The organism is Kocuria sp. U4B (assembly GCF_054875615.1).
In genome coordinates this window covers 3,054,600-3,076,774 of the sequence record NZ_CM142180.1, presented here as the reverse complement: position 1 = coordinate 3,076,774, position 22,175 = coordinate 3,054,600, and the positions used below count along the sequence as shown (strand labels likewise).

Genomic DNA, 22,175 nt, shown 5'->3' with positions numbered 1-22,175 from the left:
ATCGTGTATACATGGACGCGACAACGTCACGGTTCGGCGGGAATCCCTGGTGAACCACGGCGAACTGTGTATACACTCGGGAACGAGTGTGATCCCAGTCACCCCATCGACCGCGCCGCGCAGCGGCGGCGCGCCGAGCGGCAGCGAGGAGGCATCGGTGCGAGCCAGCGACCGCGCCTACGAGGCCCTGCGGGAGGACATCGTCGAGTGGCGCCTGCTGCCCGGGCAGGTCCTGGGCGAGGTCGAGCAGTCCGAGCGCTTCGGCATCTCGCGCACCCCCATCCGCGAGGCGCTGAGCCGGCTGACCGCCGACGGCCTCGCCGAGGCGCACCGGGGCCGGGGCGTCGTCGTCTCCCAGGTCTCGCTCGAGGACGTCCGGGCGCTGTTCGAGCTGCGGGAGGCCCTCGACGGCCAGGCCGCGAAGCTCGCGGCCCGGCGCCGCGACGCCGCCGTCTTCGACCGCCTGGCCGACGAGCTCGAGGCGGCCGTGGACGGGCTGCACGGGGCGGGCGCCGGCCGGGCGGGGTACTACGAGCTCGTGGAGCGCATGGACCGGGCCATCGACGACGCCGCGGCCAACCCCTACCTCACGGCGGCCCAGCGCTCCCTGCGCCTGCACCTGGCCCGGGTGCGGAAGCTGTCGCGGACGAACCCCGCCCGGCTGGCCCGCGCGGCCGCCGAGCACACCCAGATCGCCCGCGCGATCGCCGCGGGCCGGGAGGAGCTCGCCGAGGCCGCGACCCGGGTGCACCTCGCCAACTCCCTGCACGCCGTCCTGACCACCCCAGTCCGCGAGTGGGTGGAGCCGGCTCCCCCGCTGGACGCCACCGGCTGAGCCCGGCGGCCCCGACCCGACCGCTCCCCGAGAGGAACCTCCATGACCGTTCTCCACCACGTGCGCGTCCACCCGTCGAAGGACGAGCTGCGCCGCGAGGACCAGCTGGCCTGGAAGATGGCCCAGGTCGCGGCGGATCCCGTCGAGGTCACCGAGGCGGTGACGGAGATGGTGATCAACCGCGTCCTGGACAACGCCTCGGTGGCGATCGCCTCGCTGAACCGGGACCCGATCGTGGCGGCCCGCGACCAGGCGGCCGCCCACGCCCCGACGCCGGGCGGCACGGGTGCGGGCCTCTACGGCGTGGACGCCGGCACCCGGAAGGTCTCCCCCGAGTGGGCGGCCTGGGCCAACGGCGTGGCCGTGCGCGAGCTGGACTACCACGACACCTTCCTCGCCGCCGACTACTCCCACCCCGGGGACAACATTCCCCCGATCCTCGCGGTCGCCCAGCACGTCGGGGCCACGGGCCGCGACCTGGTGCGCGGGATCGCCACCGGCTACGAGCTCCAGGTGGACCTCGTGAAGGCGATCTGCCTGCACAAGCACAAGATCGACCACGTCGCCCACCTCGGACCCTCCGCCGCGGCCGGCATCGGGACCCTGCTGGGCCTGGACGTGGAGACGATCTTCCACGCCATCGGCCAGGGCCTGCACACCACCACCGCGACCCGCCAGTCCCGCAAGGGCGAGATCTCCACGTGGAAGGCCCACGCCCCGGCGTTCGCCGGGAAGATGGCCGTGGAGGCCGTGGACCGGGCGATGCGCGGGCAGACCTCCCCCACCCCGATCTACGAGGGCGAGGACGGGGTGATCGCGTGGCTGCTCGACGGCCCGGACGCCTCCTACGAGGTTCCCCTGCCCGCCCCGGGCGAGGCGAAGGCCGCGATCCTCGACACCTACACCAAGGAGCACTCCGCGGAGTACCAGGCCCAGGCCTGGATCGACCTCGCCCGCAAGCTCAACCGGGAGCGCCCGGAGCTCGCCGACCCGGACGCCGTGGAGCGGATCGTGCTGCACACCTCCCACCACACCCACTACGTCATCGGCTCCGGGGCGGGCGACCCGCAGAAGTACGACCCCACGGCGACCCGGGAGACCCTGGACCACTCGATCCCCTACATCTTCACCGTCGCCCTGCAGGACGGCACCTGGCACCACGTCGACTCCTACGCCCCCGAGCGCGCGTCCCGCCCGGAGACCGTCGCGCTGTGGCGGAAGGTCACCACCGCCGAGGACCCGGAGTGGACCCGCCGCTACCACTCGCTCGACCCGGGACAGAAGGCCTTCGGGGGGCGGGCGGAGATCCTCCTGGCCGACGGGTCCACCGTCGTGGAGGAGATCGCGGTGGCCGACGCCCACCCCCTGGGCGCCCGCCCGTTCGCCCGCGCCCAGTACGTCGCGAAGCTGCGCACGCTGGCCGAGGGCCTCGTGGCCGAGGCGGAGCTCGAGCGCTTCATCGATGCGGCCGAGCACCTCCCCGACCTGGGCGCCGGGGAGCTGGACGCCCTCAACGTCACCGCGGGCATCACCCTGCGCACCGGCACGAAGGGAATCTTCTGACCATGCTGTTCTCCACCACCACGCCCGAGGCCAAGCGCGTCGCCTTCCGGCAGATGCTGACCGGCCCGCGCATCGTGCAGTTCCCGGGCGCCTTCACCCCGATCTCGACCCGGCTGATCGCCGAGAAGGGCTTCGACGGCGTCTACATCTCCGGGGCCGTGCTGGCCAACGAGCTGGGCTTCCCCGACATCGGGCTCACGGCCCTGACCGAGGTCGCGGCCCGGGCCGGGCAGATCGCCCGCCTCACGGACCTCCCCTGCATCGTCGACGCGGACACCGGCTTCGGCGAGCCGATGAACGTCGCCCGCACCGTGCAGGAGCTCGAGAACGCGGGCCTGGCCGGGTGCCACGTCGAGGACCAGTTCAACCCCAAGCGCTGCGGGCACCTCGACGGGAAGAACGTCGTGGACCTCGCCACGGCCGTCAAGCGCGTGCGCGCCGCCGCCGAGGCCCGCCGCGACCCGAACTTCCTCGTCATGGCCCGCACCGACGTCCGGGGTGTGGGGGGCCTGGCCGCGGCCACCGACCGGGCGAAGGCGCTGGTGGACGCCGGGGCGGACGCGATCTTCCCCGAGGCCATGGCCGACCTGTCCGAGTTCGAGGCCATGCGCGCGGCGGTCGACGTGCCGATCCTCGCGAACATGACCGAGTTCGGGAAGTCGGAGCTGTTCACCGTCGACCAGCTCGAGGCCGTGGGCGTGAACATGGTCATCTACCCGGTGACCCTGATGCGCTCCGCCCTGGGCGCCATGGAGCGGGTGCTCGACACGATCGCCGCCGACGGCACGCAGCAGGCCGCCGTGCCCGACATGCTCACCCGGGCCCGGCTCTACGAGCTGGTCGACTACCACGGCTACACCCGGTTCGACTCGTCCGTCTTCGACTTCGAGGTCCCCGGCCTGCACGGCTGACCCGTTCCCACCGCACCCGCCACCCAAGGAGACCCACCATGACCGAGACCGACACCGCGGTGCACAAGGGCCTGGCCGGCGTCGTGGCCGACTACACGGCCATCTCCAAGGTCAACCCGGACACCAACTCGCTGCTCTACCGCGGCTACCCCGTCCAGGAGCTGGCCGCGTCCTGCTCGTTCGAGCAGGTGGCGCTGCTGCTGTGGAACGGCGAGCTGCCCTCCGAGCAGGAGCTCGCCGACTTCCGGGCCCACGAGCGCGCCCACCGCGCGCTGAGCCCGGAGCTGAAGGCGGTCATCGACGCGCTGCCCACCACCTGCCACCCCATGGACGTGTGCCGCACCGCGGCGTCGGTGCTGGGCGCCCAGGACCCGCAGGCGGAGGACTCCTCGCGCACGGCGAACCTGGCCAAGGCGCAGAAGCTGTTCGCCGCGATGCCCGCGGTGGTGTGCTACGACCAGCGCCGCCGGCACGGCCAGGACGTGGTGGCCCCCCGCGACGACCTGGACTACTCCGCGAACTTCCTCTGGATGGCCTTCGGCGAGGAGGCGGAGCCGGCGGTGGTCGAGGCGTTCAACACCTCGATGATCCTCTACGCCGAGCACTCCTTCAACGCGTCCACCTTCACCGCACGGGTGGTCACCTCCACCCTGTCCGACCTGCACTCGGCGGTCACCGCGGCGATCGGGGCGCTGAAGGGACCGCTGCACGGCGGGGCCAACGAGGCGGTCATGGAGACCTTCGTCGAGCTCGGCATCCGCGCCGACGAGCCGGCCGCCGACGCCGAGGCCCGGGCCAAGGCGTGGATGGACGAGGCCCTGGCGGCGAAGAAGAAGGTCATGGGCTTCGGCCACCGCGTCTACAAGCACGGGGACTCCCGGGTGCCGACCATGAAGGCGGCCCTGGATGCGATGATCGACCACTACGGCCGGCCCGAGCTGCTGGGCCTGTACAACGGGCTGGAGCGGTCCATGGACGAGGCCAAGGGCATCAAGCCCAACCTCGACTACCCGGCCGGGCCCACCTACTGGCTCATGGGCTTCGACATCCCGACCTTCACCCCGCTGTTCGTGGCGGCCCGGATCACCGGCTGGACGGCCCACGTCATGGAGCAGGTCGCGTCCAACTCCCTGATCCGCCCGCTGGCCGCGTACAACGGCCCCGACGAGCGGCACCTGTGAGCTGAGCCCCCGCGGCGCCGGCCCGTCCCGGGCGGCGCCGCGGGTCCGGCGTCGCCCGGGACGGGGACCACCGGAAGGCGGGGGCTCACCGGAAGGCGGGGTGACCGGGCCAGGGGGTGTCGACGGGGCGCAGGGAGCGGAAGCCGCCGGCGCGCGCGGCTTGGGCGGCGAGCAGCCCGACCACCGCCGCCGGCGAGTTGAGCCGGCCCTCCAGCACCGCCTGCACGGCGCCGTCGAGCGGGACCCAGGCGCCGTGGATCTCGGCCTCCTCGCCGTCGCGCTCGTGGCGCTCGCCGTCGGGGACGTCGCTGAGCCCGCGGGCCAGGAAGATCCGGTTGGCCTCCGAGGAGGACCCGGGGCTGTTGTGGAAGTCCACGAGCACCGCCCACTGCTCGGCGCGCAGGTCCGCCTCCTCGGCGAGCTCCCGCCGCGCGGCGACGGCGGGGTCCTCGCCCTCGACGTCGAGCAGTCCGGCGGGGATCTCCCACATGGTCATCCCGACCGGCCGGCGGTACTGGTTGATCAGCAGCACCTCGTCCCGGTCGTTGAGCACGAGCACCGACACGGCGCCGGGGTGGGTGATGTAGTCGCGGCGCAGCAGGTCCGCGCCCCGGGCGAGCTCGAACTCGTCCCGCTGCACGTTCCAGATGTAGCCCTCGTAGACCGTCTCGGACGCCACCGTGCGGCGGTCGCTGGTCCGGTCGGTGAGGTCCTCGGCGGCGAGGTGGCGGATGTCCATGGGGTCCTTCCGGGTGGGCGGTGCGGGGCGAACGGGAACGGTCTCGGCAGGGCTGTGGGGCGGGGACGGCGCAGGCGCCGGTCCGGGGGGACGCGGCGCCTGCGCAGGGTGCCCGTGCGGCGACGGGCCGGGGCTCAGCGGCCCTCGGCCTGCCGGCGCTCCAGGGCCGCCTTCACCAGCCCGTCGAACAGCGGGTGCGGACGGGTCGGGCGGGACATCAGCTCGGGGTGCGCCTGGGTGCCCACGTAGTAGGGGTGCACCTCGCGGGGCAGCTCGACGAACTCGACGAGGGTGCCGTTGGGCGAGGTGCCCGAGAGCACCAGGCCGGCCTGCTCCAGGCGCTCCCGGTACTCGTTGTTGACCTCGTAGCGGTGGCGGTGACGCTCCTGGACCTGGGTCGCGCCGTAGGTCGCGGCGACGACGGAGCCCTCCCGCAGCTTCGCGTCGTACAGGCCCAGGCGCATGGTGCCGCCCAGGTCGCCCGCGCCCTCGACGTACTGCTTCTGCTCGTCCATCGTGGCGATCACGGGGAACTCGGTGTCGGGCTCGAACTCGGTCGAGGACGCCCCGGCGAGGCCGAGGTCGGTGCGGGCGTACTCGATGACCATGCACTGCATGCCCAGGCACAGGCCCAGCGCGGGGATGCGGTGCTCCCGGGAGTAGCCCAGGGCGCCGAGCTTGCCCTCGATCCCGCGGATGCCGAAGCCGCCGGGGATGCAGATCGCGTCGACGTCGCCGAGCTCCCGCTGCGCGCCCTCGGGGGTCTCGCACAGATCGGAGGCCACCCACTTGATCTTCACGCGGGCGTCGTTGGCGAAGCCGCCGGCGCGCAGCGCCTCGGAGACGGAGAGGTAGGCGTCGGGCAGGTCGATGTACTTGCCGACCATCGCGACGGTGACGAAGTGCGCCGGCTCGTGCACGGCCTGCAGCAGGCGCTCCCACCGGGTCAGGTCCGCGTCCTGGTAGTCCAGGCCGAGGTAGTCGAGGATGTAGGTGTCCAGGCCCTGGGAGTGCAGGGTCTTGGGGATGTCGTAGATGCTGGGCGCGTCCGGGCACGAGATCACGGCGTCGTGGTCGACGTCGCACGCGTTGCCGATCTTGCGCAGCATCGTGTCGGGGACCTGCCGGTCGGAGCGCAGCACGAGCGCGTCGGGCTGGATGCCCAGCCCGCGCAGCGCGGCCACGGAGTGCTGGGTCGGCTTGGTCTTCAGCTCCCCGGACGGGCCGATGTAGGGGATGAGCGAGACGTGGAGGTAGAACACGTTGCGCCGGCCCACGTCCTGGCGGACCTGGCGGGCGGCCTCGAGGAACGGCTGGGACTCGATGTCGCCGACGGTCCCGCCGATCTCGGTGATGATGATGTCGGGCTGGTCCTCGCCCTGCGCGCGGCGGCGCATGCGGCTCTTGAGCTCGTCCGTGATGTGGGGGATGACCTGGACGGTGTCCCCGAGGTACTCGCCGCGGCGCTCCTTGGCGATGACCGTGGAGTAGACCTGGCCCGTGGTCACGTTCGCGGAGGCGTCGAGGTTCTCGTCGAGGAAGCGCTCGTAGTGCCCGATGTCCAGGTCGGTCTCGGCGCCGTCGTCGGTGACGAAGACCTCGCCGTGCTGGAAGGGGTTCATGGTGCCCGGGTCCACGTTGAGGTAGGGATCCAGCTTCTGCATCGTGACGGAGAGCCCGCGTGCCCGCAGCAGCATGCCGAGGGAGGAGGCCGTCAGGCCCTTGCCGAGGGAGGAGGCGACGCCGCCCGTCACGAAGATCTGACGGGTGACCTTCTCGGGTCGCTGGTTTTCGGTCTGCTGTGCGCCGGCCTCGTGGGCGGCTTCGTTTGCATTCACCACGGAATTCGAGCCTATCATCCTTTGCCTCCTCGGCCTCGGGTCCAGTGCCCCAGATCACCGCGGCGGGCCACGGGGACGGACCGCCGTCAGATCGTCGCGTCGCGCACGAGCTCGCGGGCGTGCTCGCGTGCCGCCGCGGAGTCCTCGTGGCCGGCGAGCATGCGGGCGAGCTCGACGACGCGCTGCTCCTCGTCCAGCACGGTGACGTCGCTGACCGTGGCGTCCCCGCTCTTCGTGACGAGGATGTGCTGGTCGGCGAACGCGGCCACCTGCGGCAGGTGCGTCACCACGAGCACCTGCACGTGCTGGGCGAGCATCTTGAGCCGGCGGCCGATCTCCACGGCGGCCTTGCCGCCCACCCCGGAGTCCACCTCGTCGAAGACGAAGGTCGGCACCGGGTCGACGGCCGCGAGGACCACCTCGATGGCCAGCATGAGGCGGGACAGCTCGCCGCCGGACGCGCCCTTGCCCAGGGGCCGCGGCGTCGCGGCGGCGTGGGGCTTGAGCAGGAACGCGATCTCGTCGCGGCCGTAGCCGGAGAACTCCTCCGTGGGCTCGACCTCGATCACCAGCGACGCGTTGGGCATCGCGAGCGCCGTGAGCTCCTCGCTCACCGCCTCGGACAGCCGCCGCGCGGCGGCGCGCCGCCGCTCGGTCATCCGCCGGGCGAGGTCGACGAGCGCGCCGTGCAGCTGCTCGAGGCGCCCGCGCAGCTCCTGCTCCCGGGCCGGGTCGTCGGTCAGCTCGTCCAGCCGCTGCCGGGACCGCCCGGCCCACTCGAGGACCTCGTCGACCGTGGCCCCGTACTTGCGGGTGAGGGTCTTGAGCTTGGCGCGTCGGGCCTCGACCTCGGCCAGCCGGGCGGGGCCCTCCTCGTCGAGCCCGGAGGCGTAGCCGGAGAGGTCGGCGGCGACGTCGGTGACGAGCACGGCCAGCTCCGCCACCCGGCCCGCGAGCTCCTCGAGCTGCGGGTCGGAGGCCGCCTCCTGCTCCAGGGCGCGCTGGGCGCCCGCGATGAGGGCGATCGCGTCGGCGGCGTCCCCGTCGGAGAACTCGCCGCCGCTGAGGGCGGTGTGCGCGGTGAGGGCGGCCGTGCGCAGCTGCTCGAGGTTGGTCAGCCGCTGGCTCTCCTGGTCGAGGCGCTCGTCCTCCCCCGGCTGGGGGTCCACGGCGTCGATCTCCTCCAGGGCGCCCTGCAGGGTCTGGGCCTCGAGGGCCCGTTCCCGGCCGTGCTCGGTGACCTCCCGCAGGGTCCGCTGCACGGCGCGGTACTCGCCGAGCAGCTGCCGGTACCGCGCGAGCTCCTCCGCGAGATCCTCCCCCGCGTACTGGTCGAGGGCGTGGCGCTGGGCGGCGGGCGACTTCAGGCGCAGCTGGTCGGACTGCCCGTGCACGGCCACGAGCGACTGCCCCACCGCGGAGAGGGTCCCCACCGGGGCGGACCGCCCGCCCACGTGGGCGCGGCTGCGGCCCTCCGCCGTGACGGCGCGCGCGAGGGTGATGAGGGCCTCCTCGCGGTCCGCGACGCTCTCGACGTCGACGGCGCCGCCGGCGTCCTCGACGAGGGCCGCCGCGGGGTGCCCGGCCGGGACGCGCACGACCGCCTCGGCCACGGCCTTCGGCGCCCCGGAGCGCACCGCCCCGGCGTCGGAGCGGTTGCCCAGCAGCATCCCGAGGGCGGTGACGACCATGGTCTTGCCCGCGCCGGTCTCACCGGAGAGGATGCTCAGTCCCGGCCCCAGGGGCAGCACGGCGTCGGTGATGACGCCGAGGTCGTGGATGTGGATCTCCTCGATCATTCAGTCGGCCTCCGCGGTCTGGTCCCGGGCTTCGAAGGTCTCGGCGTCCGGGCCGTGGGGCATCTCCCGCCCGACGCTCGAGCGGGTCAGGGCGGCCGGGACGGTGCCGGGGTGGGGTTCCCCGCGGGCCGCGCGCCGCGGCGCGGCGGGGAGCGCGGGCACGGGGCCCCGCCAGCCGGTCGTGGGCAGCTCGAACTTCTTCACGAGCCGCTCGGAGAAGGGCGTGCGGTGCATCCGGGCGAGGTTGACGGCCTTCGGCGAGCGCACGACCTCGATCCGGGACCCGGGCGGCAGCTCGGTGGTGCGGCGGCCGTCGCACCACAGCACGCCGCGGGTGTCGGTGCGGGTGAGGACCTCCACCGCCATCATGGAGTTCGGGGAGATGACGAGGGGGCGGGAGAACAGGGCGTGGGCGCTCAGCGGCACCATGAGCAGCGCCTCGACCTCGGGCCACACCACCGGCCCGCCCGCGGAGAACGCGTAGGCGGTGGAACCGGTGGGGGTCGCGAGGACCACCCCGTCGCACCCGAACGTGCTCAGCGGCCGGCGGTCGACCTCGATGACCACCTCGATCATCTTCTCGCGGTTGCCCTTCTCGACCGAGGCCTCGTTGAGGGCCCAGGTGTGCAGGACCTTCTTCTCGTCCTGCCACACGGTGATGTCGATCGCCATGCGCTGCTCGACGGTGTAGCGCCCGTCCACGATGGCCTCGACCGTCGAGGCGAGGTCGGAGCGCTCGCTCTCCGCGAGGAAGCCGACGTGGCCGAGGTTCACGCCCAGCAGCGGCGTGTCCACGCTGCGCACGAGCTCGGCGGCCCGCAGGATGGACCCGTCCCCGCCGAGGACCATGACGAGCTCGATCTCGCGCAGGGAGACGTCCTCCTCGATGATCTCCACCGGCGCGAGCGGCTCGGCGTCGTCGAGCAGGGCCTCGAGGTCGGTCCGGGAGATCACCGGGACCAGTCCCGCCTCGTGCAGCTGCAGGCAGGACTCGCGCGCGGCGTCCTTGGCCTCGCGCCGGCCCGTGTGGGCCATGACCAGAATCTTCCTGCTCACGGGTCCTCCCGTCCTCCGCCGTTCGGGGCACGCGGGCGCCCTGCCGGCCGGGGACGGCCGGCGGCGCACGCCGTGCCCGCGGACCGGGCACCGCTCACCACCCTACGCGAGGCCGGGGACAGTCAGGACGCCGCCGGGCCGGTCTCCTCCCGGCGGCACCACAGGAAGAACTCGTGGTTGCCGTCCTGGCCCGGCAGGGGGCTGCGCTGCCGGCCGAGGACGCTCAGCCCGTGCGCCCGGGCCGCCTCGGTGACCGCGTCGACGGCGCGGGCGCGCTCGGCCTCGCTGGTGACCACGCCGGTGCGGGCCAGCCGGTCGGCGCCGACCTCGAACTGCGGCTTGACCATCAGCAGGAGGTCACCGCCCGGCACGGTCGCGGCCGCGAGCGGGCCGACCACCAGGGTCAGGGAGATGAACGAGAGGTCGCACACGGTCAGCTGCGCCGGGCCGCCGACGTCCTCGGGGCGCAGCCAGCGCACGTTCATGCCCTCGAACACGTGCACGCGGGGGTCCTCCCGCAGCGAGGGGACGAGCTGGTCGTGGCCGACGTCGACGGCCACGACCTCGCGGGCGCCCGCGCGCAGCAGCACGTCGGTGAACCCGCCCGTCGAGGCGCCGGCGTCCAGGCAGCGCTTCCCGGCCACGGTGATCCCCGGGAAGGCCGCGAGCGCGCCGGCGAGCTTGTGCCCGGCGCGGCTCACGTAGTCGGGGGTGCCGGCGGACCGGACCTCCAGGCGGTCGTCGGCGTCGACGCGGGCGGAGGGCTTGGTCGCCGGCGTGCCGTTGACCAGCACGCGCCCCTCGGCGATCCAGCGGGCGGCCACCGTGCGCGAGCGCGCCAGCTCCCGGGTGGTCAGCTCCTGGTCCAGGCGCGGGCTCATCGCTCCCCCGCGTCCCGCGCCGGGCCGGCGGGCGGCGGGACGGGACCCGCGGGGACGGTCTCCGGCTCCGCGCTCAGCTCGGCGGCCAGCTGAGCGTGCACGGCCTCGTACAGGTCGGCGTGCTCCGCGACGGGCGTCGCGGCCAGCGCGGCCGCCCGCGCCAGGACGGCGTCGACCCGCGCGTGGCCCGTCGGGCGCACGGCGGGGGCCTCGTCCGCCGCCTCCCCGGCCACCGGCCGCTCCGGGGCGTCGGAGCGGTCCGTCACCGGGCGGTCCCCCACTCGAGCCGCGGGGCCAGGGGGGCGTCCGTGTCGGGATGGGCGGCCCACCACGCCGCGCACGCGGCGCGCCAGGCGTCCAGGTCCTCCGGGGAGCCGTGGACCCGCAGGACCGTGCCGTCGGTCTCCGCCGTGGCGGACCCGCAGCTGGCGCGCTGCTCGCCGACCCCGGCCGCCACCTCGACCTCGGGGTACGGCTGGAAGAGCCCGTCGAGGTCCGCCACGACGTAGGCGGGGCGCTCGGCCGTGCGGGCGGCGAGGATGCTCTCGAGGGTGTCGACGCCGGTGAGCACGGCGACGGTCGCGAAGCCGGCCCGGTTGCCGCCGAGGACGTCGGTGTCCAGCCGGTCCCCGACGACCACGGGCCGCGTGCTGCCGACCCGTTCCGCGGCCGTGCGGAAGATCGGGGCCTCGGGCTTGCCCGCGACCTCGGGGGTGCGTCCGGTCGCCGCGGCCACCGCGGCCACCAGGGCCCCGTTGCCGGGAGCCATGCCGCGCTCCTTGGGGATGGTCAGATCGGTGTTCGTCGCCACCCACAGCACGTCCGGATCGGCGAGGGTGTAGGACGCCTCGGCCAGCTCCGTCCAGCGCAGCTGCGGATCGATGCCCTGGATCACCGCGCGGGGGGCCTCGGCCTGCGTGCGCACCGGCCGCAGGCCCGCGGCCGCCACGACGTCGACGAGCGCCTGCGCCCCGGTGACGAGCACCGGCGTCCCGCCGGGCAGCCGCTCGGCGAGCAGGGCGGCGCCCGCCTGGGCGGAGCTGACGACGGCGTCGGGCCCGGTGGGGATGCCGAGCTCCGTCAGGTGCTCGGCCACGGTGTCCACCGACCGGGACGCGTTGTTGGTCACGTAGACGACCGGTACGCCCTGCCCGGTGGCCCGCCGCAGGTTCTCCGGGGCGCCGGGGACCGCGTGGTCACCCGCGTAGACGACGCCGTCCAGGTCGCTGAGGACGGCGTCGAAGCGGTCGAGGAGCGGTTCAGCCATGCCGCGGGTCGTCCTCCGCGTCGCCCGCACCGTCGGCGATGTCGGCGTCGTCGTCGGGGTCGAGGTCCTCCTCGCTACCGCCCTCGAAGTCGTCGTCGGGGTCGAGGTCCTCCTCCGACCCCGCGGACTCCTCCTGGTCCTCGTCGGCACCGTCGTCGGCACCCTCCTCGGCGCCCTCGTCGAGCACGTCGTCGGACTCGTCGTCCGGGTGGTCCTCCAGGCCGCCGTCCGTGCGCCGGCCGGCGGGGGGCGCCGCCGAGGCCGTCCCGGCAGCCGCCTCGTCCGGCGCGGCGGGGTCCTCGGCGCCCGCGAGCACGACGCCGGTCTCCTCCGCCGCCTCGGGCTCCTCGCCCACGAGGTCGAAGATCTCCGGCTCGGCGAACTGGCCCGTGCCCAGGGCCGCCTCGGCCACCACGGCCTGGCGGTCCCATGTCAGGGCCTCCCGGTCGCGGCCCACGCCGCGCAGCGCCTCGGCGTAGGCGCGGAACAGCCGGGGGCTGTACGAGAAGCCCCGGTTCTTGTCGAGCTGCGGGATCGTGAGGGCGTCGACCGCCCCCTGGGCGTCGCCCTGGTCGCGGCGCATGCCCGCGAGCACGATCGACAGCTCGACCTTCTCGGCGGCGTCCAGGCCCTGCGCGGCCTCGGAGGTGGCCAGCTCGACGGCCTTGTCCAGCCGCCCGAGGGCCCGCTCGCAGTCGACCATGAGGGGCAGGTGGACCTCGGAGCCGGTCATCCGCCGGAAGGTGCGCAGCTCCTTGAGGGCCAGGGACCAGTCCTCCGCCTCGTAGGCCGCGATGCCCGTGGCCTCGCGGACCGCGGCGATGCGTCCGCCCCGGCGACCGGCGGCGAGGGCGTGCTCGAGCGCGAGCTCGGGGTCGTCCAGCAGGTAGCGACCGGCCATCACCAGGTGCATGGCGACGGCCTCCGCGTTGCGCGGCTCGAGCGCGCCCAGCTGTGCGCGCGTCGGCTTGTCCAGCTCCCGCCCGGTGACGTCCTCGTCGATCTCCGGCGCCCGGTGCCGGTGGGTCGACACGTCGGTGCGGTCGCCGTAGCCACCGCGCCGGTCGTCACGGCGGTCGTCACGGCGGTCGTCACGGCGGTCGGGGAAACCACCGCGCCGCTCGCCCTGACCCGGCCGCTCATCACGCCCGCGGCCACCGTAGCCCGCACCCCGGCGGTCGTCACGGCCGCCCCGGTAGCCCTCGCCCTCACGACGAGGACCCCGCTCACCCGAGCCTGCGCCCCGGCGGTCGTCCCGGCGGTCGCCGTACGCTCCGCGCCGGTCGTCACGCCGGTCGGAGAAACCACCGCGCCGCTCGCCCTGACCCGGCCGCTCATCACGCCCACGGTCGCCGTAGCCACCGCGCCGGTCGTCACGCCGATCGCCCTGGGCCGGACGGTCCTCCCGGCGGCGGTCACCGTACGCTCCGCGCCGGTCGTCACGCCGGTCGGAGAAACCACCGCGCCGCTCGCCCTGACCCGACCGCTCATCACGCCCACGGTCGCCGTAGCCACCGCGCCGGTCGTCACGCCGATCGCCCTGGGCCGGACGGTCCTCCCGGCGGCGGTCACCGTACGCTCCGCGCCGGTCGTCACGCCGGTCGGAGAACCCACCGCGCCGCTCGCCCTGACCCGACCGCTCGTCACGGCGGTCGTCGCGGCCGCCCCGGTAGCCCTCGCCCTCACGACGGGGACCCCGCTCACCCGAGCCTGCGCCCCGGCGGTCGTCCCGGCGGTCGTCCCGGCGGCGGTCGCCGTACGCTCCGCGCCGGTCGTCACGCCGGTCGGAGAAACCACCGCGCCGCTCGCCCTGACCAGACCGCTCATCGCGTCCACGGTCGCCGTAGCCACCGCGCCGGTCGTCACGGCGCTCGCCCTGGGCCGGACGGTCCTCCCTCCGACGGTCGCCGTAGGAGCGTCCGCCGCTGTCGCCGCCGGTCCGTCCCGTGGAGCGGTCGCCCTCACGGGCGTCGCGGGAGAAGCTGCGCCGGCCGTCGTCGTACCGGCGCCGCGGCGCCCCGCCCGACCGGTCGCCGTCGCGTTCGGCGCCTCCGCCGGACCGGCGCGGGCCGGTGTTCCCGTTCCGGTGCTCGTCCCGGGAACCGTGCTGGAAAGACTCGGACACGTACCGCTCCTCTGTGCCGGCCGGCGGGCGGACGGCGTTCGTGGCTGTGGGCGGTCACCGCACAGCGGTCCGCCCTTTTTGATCGTCCCTCATTCTAGAGGAGGGGCGCACTCGCCGGTGCGGTCCCGACGGGCCCCTCCGAGGGCCGATAATTGAGCCCATGACCAAGAAACCCCTCACGTCCCACCTGCTGGTGCGCGTGCTCCTCGGCATCGTTCTGGGCATCGTCTGCGGGCTGATCTTCCCCGAACCGCTCGCCCGAGTGTTCCTCACCTTCAACGGCCTGTTCAGTGCCTTCCTGGGCTTCATCGTCCCGCTGCTGATCCTTGGCCTCGTCACCCCCGCCATCGCAGACCTCGGCCGGGGGGCGGGCAAGTGGCTCGGCATCACCGCGGCCATTGCATACGCCTCCACCGTGTTCTCCGGGATCCTCGCCTTCCTCGTCGCCCGCGGCACCTTCCCCTGGCTGCTCGGTGGGGAGCGCGAGGTCAATGCGCTGGCGAACCCGGAGGAGACAGCGCTCACGGGCTTCTTCAGCCTCGAGCTGGCGCCGGTCTTCGACGTGATGACCGCGCTCGTGCTCTCGTTCTGCCTGGGCGTGGGGATCACCCTCATCCGCGGGGAGACCCTGCACAAGGCCATGGACGATCTGCGCGGGATCATCATGCGCATCGTCGAACTGGTGATCATCCCCCTGCTGCCGCTCTACATCTTCGGCATGTTCATGAACCTCACCATGAACGGACAGATCCTCACCGTCATCACCACTTTTCTCAAGGTCGTGGTGCTGGCGTTCGCGCTCACGATCGTGCTGCTGCTCGTGCAGTACGTCATCGCCGGCGCGTACACCCGCCGCAACCCCTTGACGATGCTGAGGAACATGCTGCCCGCCTACGTGACGGCACTCGGCACGTCGTCGTCCGCGGCCACGATCCCCGTCACCCTCAGGTGCGCGGAGGCCAACGGCATCAGCAAGCCTGTGGCAGGCTTCGTCATCCCGCTGGCGGCGACGATCCACCTGGCCGGCTCCACGCTGAAGATCGTGCTGTTCTCGCTCGCCATCATGACCATCACGGGCATGCCGATCGACAACCTGGGCTACCTCGGGTTCATCCTCATGCTCGGCATCACCATGGTCGCCGCGCCGGGCGTGCCCGGCGGCGCCATCATGGCCGCCGTCGGCGTGCTGCAGAGCATGCTCGGTTTCGACGACACCGCTGTCGCGCTCATGATCGCCACCTACATCGCGATCGACTCCTTCGGCACCGCGACCAACGTGACCGGTGACGGTGCCATCGCCGCGGTCATGGACAAGATCGTCGGCCGGCGCGCGAAGGCCCTCGCCACCACCGATGAGCACGAGGCGCGGGAGGACACCGTTCTCGAGCCCTGATCTCCGGACCGTCCCGCTCCGGGGACGACGAAGGCCCCGACCTGATGGTCGGGGCCTTTGTCGTCCCTGGGCGCCGCTCAGGGCTGCGCGGCCCAGTACAGTTCCGTCACCATGTCCCGCGGATCGTCCCCCGGGTGCGGCTCGGTCACGTACACCTCCCACAGCGGCGCCCCCAGGGTGATGCCCTGGTCCTCGGCCCAGGCACGCAGACGCGCCCACGCCTCCCCGAGGCCGTCGTAGTTCCCGTGGTGCACGGCGGTCACCGCCCGCGTCGCGGGCAGTCTCCCGGCGACGACGGCGCCCGCCGGTGCGACCGGCTCCCGCACGACGAACCCGACCTCGAGGTCGACGGTCTCCGCCGGCGCGGACCGGTACAGCGCCAGGGCCGGGCCTGCGGGCACCACGTCGCCGGCGGCCATCCGTTCGCCCAGTTCTCTGAAGGCGCTGTCGAAGAATCCGCGCAGCTCCTCCAGCCGGACCGAGCCGACCACGACGGCGAGGGGCTGCTCGTCCACGTCCACGAGCCGAGGGGCCGCCGCATCGTCGCCCCCGTCCGTCCTGTTCTCGGTATGTGCGTCCATGGCGCCATTGTCCGCCCTGGACCGTCGTACGCACCGCAGATGACGTCGTGGACCCTCCGGACAGCAGGACCCGGGTGGGGGGAAGGGCCCTGTCGGGGTGGCCTGTGGGGCCTGTGGTGTGGGGGTGCCGGCTGGGCGTGCGTGGTAGCCGGTGCATGTGGCGCAGCACTCACCGCGCAGGTGTGAATCATCCGGGGGGGTGGTTAAGGTGGGGAGCCCCCGCACCGTGTGGTGCGGGGGCTCGACCCTTCTGGTGTGGTCCGGCGGTGTCCTACTCTCCCACACCCTTCCGGGTGCAGTACCATCGGCGCTGTGGGTCTTAGCTTCCGGGTTCGGGATGGGACCGGGCGTTTCCCCCACGCTATGACCGCCGTAACTCGTGCTCCGCGCCCCGTACCGGGCCCGCTGCGGGGCGGGTGGTGGGGTGGGAAGTTCGTGTCACAGGCTGGTGGCTGTGGATTCAGTTGTGTGCTGCGCAACCGTGCAACCCGGCGGGGTTGTTGGTTGGGAGCCGTATAGTGGACGCGGTGTTCTGTGTGTTCCCACCCGTGGTCCCAACCAGGGGTTGGGGGGTGGGTGTGGGGTAAGTTGTCGGCCTATTAGTACCGGTCGGCTGCGCACGTCGTTGGTTCGTGCTTCCACCTCCGGCCTATCAACCCAGTGGTCTCGCTGGGGGCCTCTCGCACCTAAAGGGTGCGTGGAAATCTCATCTCGAAGCGAGCTTCCCGCTTAGATGCTTTCAGCGGTTATCTCTTCCGAACGTAGCGAAGCAGCGGTGCACCTGGCGGTACAACTGCCATACCAGAGGTTCGTCCGTCCCGGTCCTCTCGTACTAAGGACAGGTCTTCTCAAATTTCCTGCGCGCGCAGCGGATAGGGACCGAACTGTCTCACGACGTTCTGAACCCAGCTCGCGTACCGCTTTAATGGGCGAACAGCCCAACCCTTGGGACCAACTCCAGCCCCAGGATGCGACGAGCCGACATCGAGGTGCCAAACCATGCCGTCGATATGGACTCTTGGGCAAGATCAGCCTGTTATCCCCGAGGTACCTTTTATCCGTTGAGCGACGGCCATTCCACAATGTACCGCCGGATCACTAGTCCCGACTTTCGTCCCTGCTCGAGCTGTCGCTCTCACAGTCAAGCTCCCTTGTGCACTTACACTCGACACCTGATTGCCAACCAGGCTGAGGGAACCTTTGGGCGCCTCCGTTACTCTTTAGGAGGCAACCGCCCCAGTTAAACTACCCATCAGGCACTGTCCCTGACCCGGATCACGGGCCGAAGTTAGATGTCCAGAGTGACCAGAGTGGTATTTCAACGATGACTCCACGAGCACTGGCGTGCCCGCTTCACAGTCTCCCACCTATCCTACACAAGCCACACCGAACACCAATACCAAACTATAGTAAAGGTCTCGGGGTCTTTCCGTCCTGCTGCGCGTAACGAGCATCTTTACTCGTACTGCAATTTCGCCGAGTTCATGGTTGAGACAGCGGGGAAGTCGTTACTCCATTCGTGCAGGTCGGAACTTACCCGACAAGGAATTTCGCTACCTTAGGATGGTTATAGTTACCACCGCCGTTTACTGGGGCTTAAATTCTCCGCTTCGCCGTGAGGCTAACAGGTCCTCTTAACCTTCCAGCACCGGGCAGGAGTCAGTCCGTATACATCGTCTTGCGACTTCGCACGGACCTGTGTTTTTGATAAACAGTCGCTTCCCCCTGGTCTCTGCGGCCCTTACCCGCTCGCACCAGCAAGTGGTGTCCACGGTCCGGGCCCCCTTCTCCCGAAGTTACGGGGGCATTTTGCCGAGTTCCTTAACCATGATTCTCTCGATCGCCTTAGTATTCTCTACCTGATCACCTGTGTCGGTTTGGGGTACGGGCGGCTGGAACCTCGCGTCGATGCTTTTCTCGGCAGCATAGGATCACCGAATCCCCCCACGGATGGGGGTCCCGTCACGTCTCAGGCGCATGATCCGCGGATTTGCCAACGGATCGCCCTACACGCTTAGACCGGGTCTACCATCGCCCGGCTCGGCTACCTTCCTGCGTCACACCTGTTAATACGCTTACCTCCCCGGTTCAGGTCCCACGCTCCCCGCCACCGGTGACGGCCAATGGCCGGCACCTGGTGCGGTTCGGGTGGTTAGTGTCCCCGGTTCGATATGGGCGGTTCTTCGCCGGTACGGGAATATCAACCCGTTGTCCATCGACTACGCCTGTCGGCCTCGCCTTAGGTCCCGACTGACCCAGGGCAGATTAGCTTGACCCTGGAACCCTTGATCATCCGGCGGACGGGTTTCTCACCCGTCATTCGCTACTCATGCCTGCATTCTCACTCGTGTGGGCTCCACCACTGGGTTACCCCGCAGCTTCACTGCCCACACGACGCTCCCCTACCCATCGCACCACCTGAACCAAGGACCACGAGGGCCCCGGCTGGGTATCGTTGGTGCAATGCCACAACTTCGGCGGTGTACTTGAGCCCCGCTACATTGTCGGCGCGGAATCACTTGACCAGTGAGCTATTACGCACTCTTTCAAGGGTGGCTGCTTCTAAGCCAACCTCCTGGTTGTCTAAGCAACTCCACATCCTTTCCCACTTAGCACACGCTTAGGGGCCTTAGTTGGTGGTCTGGGCTGTTTCCCTCTCGACTATGAAGCTTATCCCCCACAGTCTCACTGCTACGCTCTCACTTACCGGCATTCGGAGTTTGGCTGACGTCAGTAACCTTGTAGGGCCCATCGGCCATCCAGTAGCTCTACCTCCGGCAAGAAACACGTAACGCTGCACCTAAATGCATTTCGGGGAGAACCAGCTATCACGAAGTTTGATTGGCCTTTCACCCCTACCCACAGCTCATCCCCTCCATTTTCAACTGAAGTGGGTTCGGTCCTCCACGCGCTCTTACACGCGCTTCAACCTGGCCATGGGTAGATCACTTCGCTTCGGGTCTAGATCACGCCACTCACTCGCCCTATTCAGACTCGCTTTCGCTACGGATACCCCTCACGGGTTAACCTCGCGACGTAACACTAACTCGCAGGCTCATTCTTCAAAAGGCACGCCGTCACCTTGTAGGGCTCCGACGGATTGTAGGCACACGGTTTCAGGTACTATTTCACTCCCCTCCCGGGGTACTTTTCACCTTTCCCTCACGGTACTGGTCCGCTATCGGTCATCAGGTAGTATTTAGGCTTACCAGGTGGTCCTGGCAGATTCACACGGGATTTCACGGGCCCCGTGCTACTTGGGTACGTGCACCGTGCGGCAGCAACGATTTCGTCTACGGGACTCCCACCCTCTACGGCCCGGCACTCACACCGGTTCGACTATCGTCCTGCACTCACACGCCCGGGCCGGCAGACCCGGGACGACACGCCCCACGACCCCGATGATGCAACCCCTGCCGGGTCTCACACACCATCGGTTTGGCCTCTTCCGCGTTCGCTCGCCACTACTGACGGAATCACTGTTGTTTTCTCTTCCTGTGGGTACTGAGATGTTTCACTTCCCCACGTTCCCTCCACGCACCCTATGAATTCAGGTACGGGTCACCACGCATAACACGCGGCGGGGTTTCCCCATTCGGAGACCCTCGGATCACAGCTCGTTTATCAGCTCCCCGAGGCTTATCGCAGATTACCGCGTCCTTCATCGGCTCCTGATGCCAAGGCATCCACCGTGCGCCCTTAAAAACTTGCCACATGATCACAGAACACACCGACCCACCACCACGACCACCGGCCCCCTCCCGCAAGGAGAAGGACCCGCTGCCCGCAGCACTGGGCGGCGATCAATCACGAACTTGAGGCACCACAACCACCGCCGAGACGCCCGAAGACGACCCCTGCGACTGCTGCGGCACCAGTTCTTAAGATGCTCGCGTCCACTATACAGTTCTCAAACAACAACCCGCACACCCCACACTCACGGGCGGAAGTCACGACCATCAGGCCGTCACCGCCGCCGGCGGGGCGCCGGGAACCAAAGACATCTCACCACCCACCACGAACCCACCACCCCTCCACCACCGCCCCCGCAAAGGGGACCAGCAGCGCAGGAACCGGTGCGCCCGGGTCGGGGCCTGTTGTCTCAGGACCCAACAGTGCGCCATGGACCGCTCCTCCACCGGACGTCCCCCACCGTTCCACCACCACCACGACCACCGGGGCAACCCGGCAGCCCGCGGTGAGCGGGTACTGAAGAAGAGAACGACCAGCACCTAAGGTGCGGCCGCTTGCCTGCTGATGTTCCACCCATGAGCTCACCCCACCGGCAGCACCTACGGCTGCTCGAAGCGGGGGCGACCACCACACGGTGGTCAACGGCTCCTTAGAAAGGAGGTGATCCAGCCGCACCTTCCGGTACGGCTACCTTGTTACGACTTAGTCCCAATCGCCGGTCCCACCTTCGACGGCTCCCTCCCACAAGGGGTTAGGCCACCGGCTTCGGGTGTTACCAACTTTCGTGACTTGACGGGCGGTGTGTACAAGGCCCGGGAACGTATTCACCGCAGCGTTGCTGATCTGCGATTACTAGCGACTCCGACTTCATGAGGTCGAGTTGCAGACCTCAATCCGAACTGAGACCGGCTTTTTGGGATTAGCTCCACCTCACAGTATCGCAACCCTTTGTACCGGCCATTGTAGCATGCGTGAAGCCCAAGACATAAGGGGCATGATGATTTGACGTCATCCCCACCTTCCTCCGAGTTGACCCCGGCAGTCTCCTATGAGTCCCCACCATCACGTGCTGGCAACATAGAACGAGGGTTGCGCTCGTTGCGGGACTTAACCCAACATCTCACGACACGAGCTGACGACAACCATGCACCACCTGTCCACCAGCCCCGAAGGGAAACCCCATCTCTGGGGCGGTCCGGTGGATGTCAAGCCTTGGTAAGGTTCTTCGCGTTGCATCGAATTAATCCGCATGCTCCGCCGCTTGTGCGGGCCCCCGTCAATTCCTTTGAGTTTTAGCCTTGCGGCCGTACTCCCCAGGCGGGGCACTTAATGCGTTAGCTACGGCGCGGAGGACGTGGAATGTCCCCCACACCTAGTGCCCAACGTTTACGGCATGGACTACCAGGGTATCTAATCCTGTTCGCTCCCCATGCTTTCGCTCCTCAGCGTCAGTAACAGCCCAGAGACCTGCCTTCGCCATCGGTGTTCCTCCTGATATCTGCGCATTTCACCGCTACACCAGGAATTCCAGTCTCCCCTACTGCACTCTAGTCTGCCCGTACCCACTGCCGACCCGGGGTTGAGCCCCGGGCTTTCACAGCGGACGCGACAAACCGCCTACGAGCTCTTTACGCCCAATAATTCCGGACAACGCTTGCGCCCTACGTATTACCGCGGCTGCTGGCACGTAGTTAGCCGGCGCTTCTTCTGCAGGTACCGTCACTTGCGCTTCTTCCCTACTGAAAGAGGTTTACAACCCGAAGGCCGTCATCCCTCACGCGGCGTCGCTGCATCAGGCTTTCGCCCATTGTGCAATATTCCCCACTGCTGCCTCCCGTAGGAGTCTGGGCCGTGTCTCAGTCCCAGTGTGGCCGGTCACCCTCTCAGGCCGGCTACCCGTCGTCGCCTTGGTGAGCCATTACCCCACCAACAAGCTGATAGGCCGTGAGCCCATCCAAAACCAGTAAACCCTTTCCACCCCCACCATGCGGTGGAAGGTCGTATCCAGTATTAGACCCGGTTTCCCAGGCTTATCCCAGAGTCAGGGGCAGGTTACTCACGTATTACTCACCCGTTCGCCACTAATCCGCCCAGCAAGCTGGGCATCATCGTTCGACTTGCATGTGTTAAGCACGCCGCCAGCGTTCGTCCTGAGCCAGGATCAAACTCTCCGTCAAAAAACAGAAAACCAACCCGAACACCCCACCACAAAGCAGGACACCCGGACGATCCAGGCTGACACCGTCACCCACCCCACGGAGGCGGAACGAGCAACGGCCAATCAACCAAACAAAACATTTGGCATCAACA

The 22,175-nt window shown here is 69.8% G+C and carries 15 protein-coding genes and 3 rRNA genes; 6 read left to right on the top strand and 12 right to left on the bottom strand.

Going from position 1 to position 22,175, the window contains the following annotated elements:
- Positions 1–157 precede the first annotated feature (157 nt).
- The 4 genes from ACYSMR_RS14410 to ACYSMR_RS14395 are packed head-to-tail and all read left to right on the top strand — an operon-like array spanning position 158 to position 4,490.
- Complete coding sequence (locus ACYSMR_RS14410) at positions 158–835, top strand: GntR family transcriptional regulator (protein WP_461746122.1); 678 nt, start codon at positions 158–160, stop codon at positions 833–835.
- 42 nt (positions 836–877) lie between these two features.
- A complete protein-coding gene (locus ACYSMR_RS14405) occupies positions 878–2,398 on the top strand; it encodes an MmgE/PrpD family protein (RefSeq protein ID WP_461746120.1) in 1,521 nt (506 codons plus the stop codon).
- 2 nt (positions 2,399–2,400) lie between these two features.
- Entirely contained in the window at positions 2,401–3,309 is a 909-nt protein-coding gene (prpB, locus tag ACYSMR_RS14400; protein WP_461746118.1) for a methylisocitrate lyase, read from the top strand.
- A gap of 38 nt (positions 3,310–3,347) precedes the next feature.
- Positions 3,348–4,490, top strand: a complete 1,143-nt coding sequence (locus tag ACYSMR_RS14395; protein ID WP_309126518.1) for a bifunctional 2-methylcitrate synthase/citrate synthase — start codon at positions 3,348–3,350, stop codon at positions 4,488–4,490.
- An 85-nt stretch (positions 4,491–4,575) separates the two neighbouring features.
- On the opposite strand, the gene ACYSMR_RS14390 is transcribed toward ACYSMR_RS14395, so the two are convergent.
- The 8 genes from ACYSMR_RS14390 to ACYSMR_RS14355 form a co-directional block, all read right to left on the bottom strand.
- Positions 4,576–5,229 (bottom strand): NUDIX domain-containing protein, encoded by a 654-nt coding sequence (locus tag ACYSMR_RS14390; RefSeq protein WP_461746116.1) that lies wholly within the window; start codon positions 5,227–5,229, stop codon positions 4,576–4,578.
- A 134-nt stretch (positions 5,230–5,363) separates the two neighbouring features.
- Positions 5,364–7,088 carry a CTP synthase gene (locus tag ACYSMR_RS14385; RefSeq protein ID WP_461746114.1) on the bottom strand — a complete coding sequence of 575 codons (1,725 nt, stop codon included), beginning with the start codon at positions 7,086–7,088 and terminating at the stop codon, positions 5,364–5,366.
- Positions 7,089–7,156: 68 nt separating this feature from the next.
- Positions 7,157–8,869 (bottom strand): DNA repair protein RecN, encoded by a 1,713-nt coding sequence (gene recN, locus ACYSMR_RS14380; protein WP_461746112.1) that lies wholly within the window; start codon positions 8,867–8,869, stop codon positions 7,157–7,159.
- Entirely contained in the window at positions 8,870–9,925 is a 1,056-nt protein-coding gene (locus ACYSMR_RS14375) for an NAD kinase (protein ID WP_461746110.1), read from the bottom strand.
- Positions 9,926–10,047: 122 nt separating this feature from the next.
- A complete protein-coding gene (locus ACYSMR_RS14370) occupies positions 10,048–10,806 on the bottom strand; it encodes a TlyA family RNA methyltransferase (RefSeq protein ID WP_461746108.1) in 759 nt (252 codons plus the stop codon).
- Entirely contained in the window at positions 10,803–11,072 is a 270-nt protein-coding gene (locus tag ACYSMR_RS14365; protein WP_251334726.1) for a hypothetical protein, read from the bottom strand. Before ACYSMR_RS14365 ends, ACYSMR_RS14370 begins: the two co-directional genes overlap by 4 nt.
- Positions 11,069–12,073, bottom strand: coding sequence for an HAD-IIA family hydrolase (locus tag ACYSMR_RS14360; protein ID WP_461746106.1), 1,005 nt, complete (start codon positions 12,071–12,073; stop codon positions 11,069–11,071). Before ACYSMR_RS14360 ends, ACYSMR_RS14365 begins: the two co-directional genes overlap by 4 nt.
- The gene (locus tag ACYSMR_RS14355) at positions 12,066–13,106 is read right to left on the bottom strand and encodes a hypothetical protein (RefSeq protein WP_461746104.1); all 1,041 of its coding nucleotides are present in this window, start codon (positions 13,104–13,106) and stop codon (positions 12,066–12,068) included. The genes ACYSMR_RS14360 and ACYSMR_RS14355 overlap by 8 nt, the downstream gene beginning before the upstream one ends.
- Between ACYSMR_RS14355 and ACYSMR_RS14350 the strand changes: the two genes are divergently transcribed.
- Complete coding sequence (locus tag ACYSMR_RS14350) at positions 13,095–14,354, top strand: hypothetical protein (protein ID WP_461746102.1); 1,260 nt, start codon at positions 13,095–13,097, stop codon at positions 14,352–14,354. The genes ACYSMR_RS14355 and ACYSMR_RS14350 overlap by 12 nt on opposite strands.
- Positions 14,355–14,358: 4 nt before the next feature.
- Positions 14,359–15,591 (top strand): dicarboxylate/amino acid:cation symporter, encoded by a 1,233-nt coding sequence (locus ACYSMR_RS14345; protein ID WP_461746100.1) that lies wholly within the window; start codon positions 14,359–14,361, stop codon positions 15,589–15,591.
- Positions 15,592–15,668: 77 nt separating this feature from the next.
- On the opposite strand, the gene ACYSMR_RS14340 is transcribed toward ACYSMR_RS14345, so the two are convergent.
- The 4 genes from ACYSMR_RS14340 to ACYSMR_RS14325 form a co-directional block, all read right to left on the bottom strand.
- Entirely contained in the window at positions 15,669–16,172 is a 504-nt protein-coding gene (locus ACYSMR_RS14340; protein ID WP_461746098.1) for a GyrI-like domain-containing protein, read from the bottom strand.
- 258 nt (positions 16,173–16,430) lie between these two features.
- Positions 16,431–16,547 (bottom strand): 5S ribosomal RNA (rrf, locus tag ACYSMR_RS14335).
- A 204-nt stretch (positions 16,548–16,751) separates the two neighbouring features.
- Positions 16,752–19,885: ribosomal RNA gene (locus ACYSMR_RS14330) — 23S ribosomal RNA — on the bottom strand.
- Between the two features lie 633 nt (positions 19,886–20,518).
- A 16S ribosomal RNA gene (locus ACYSMR_RS14325) occupies positions 20,519–22,042 on the bottom strand.
- The 16S, 23S and 5S rRNA genes sit together here, the layout of an rRNA operon.
- Between the last annotated feature and the right edge of the window lie 133 nt (positions 22,043–22,175).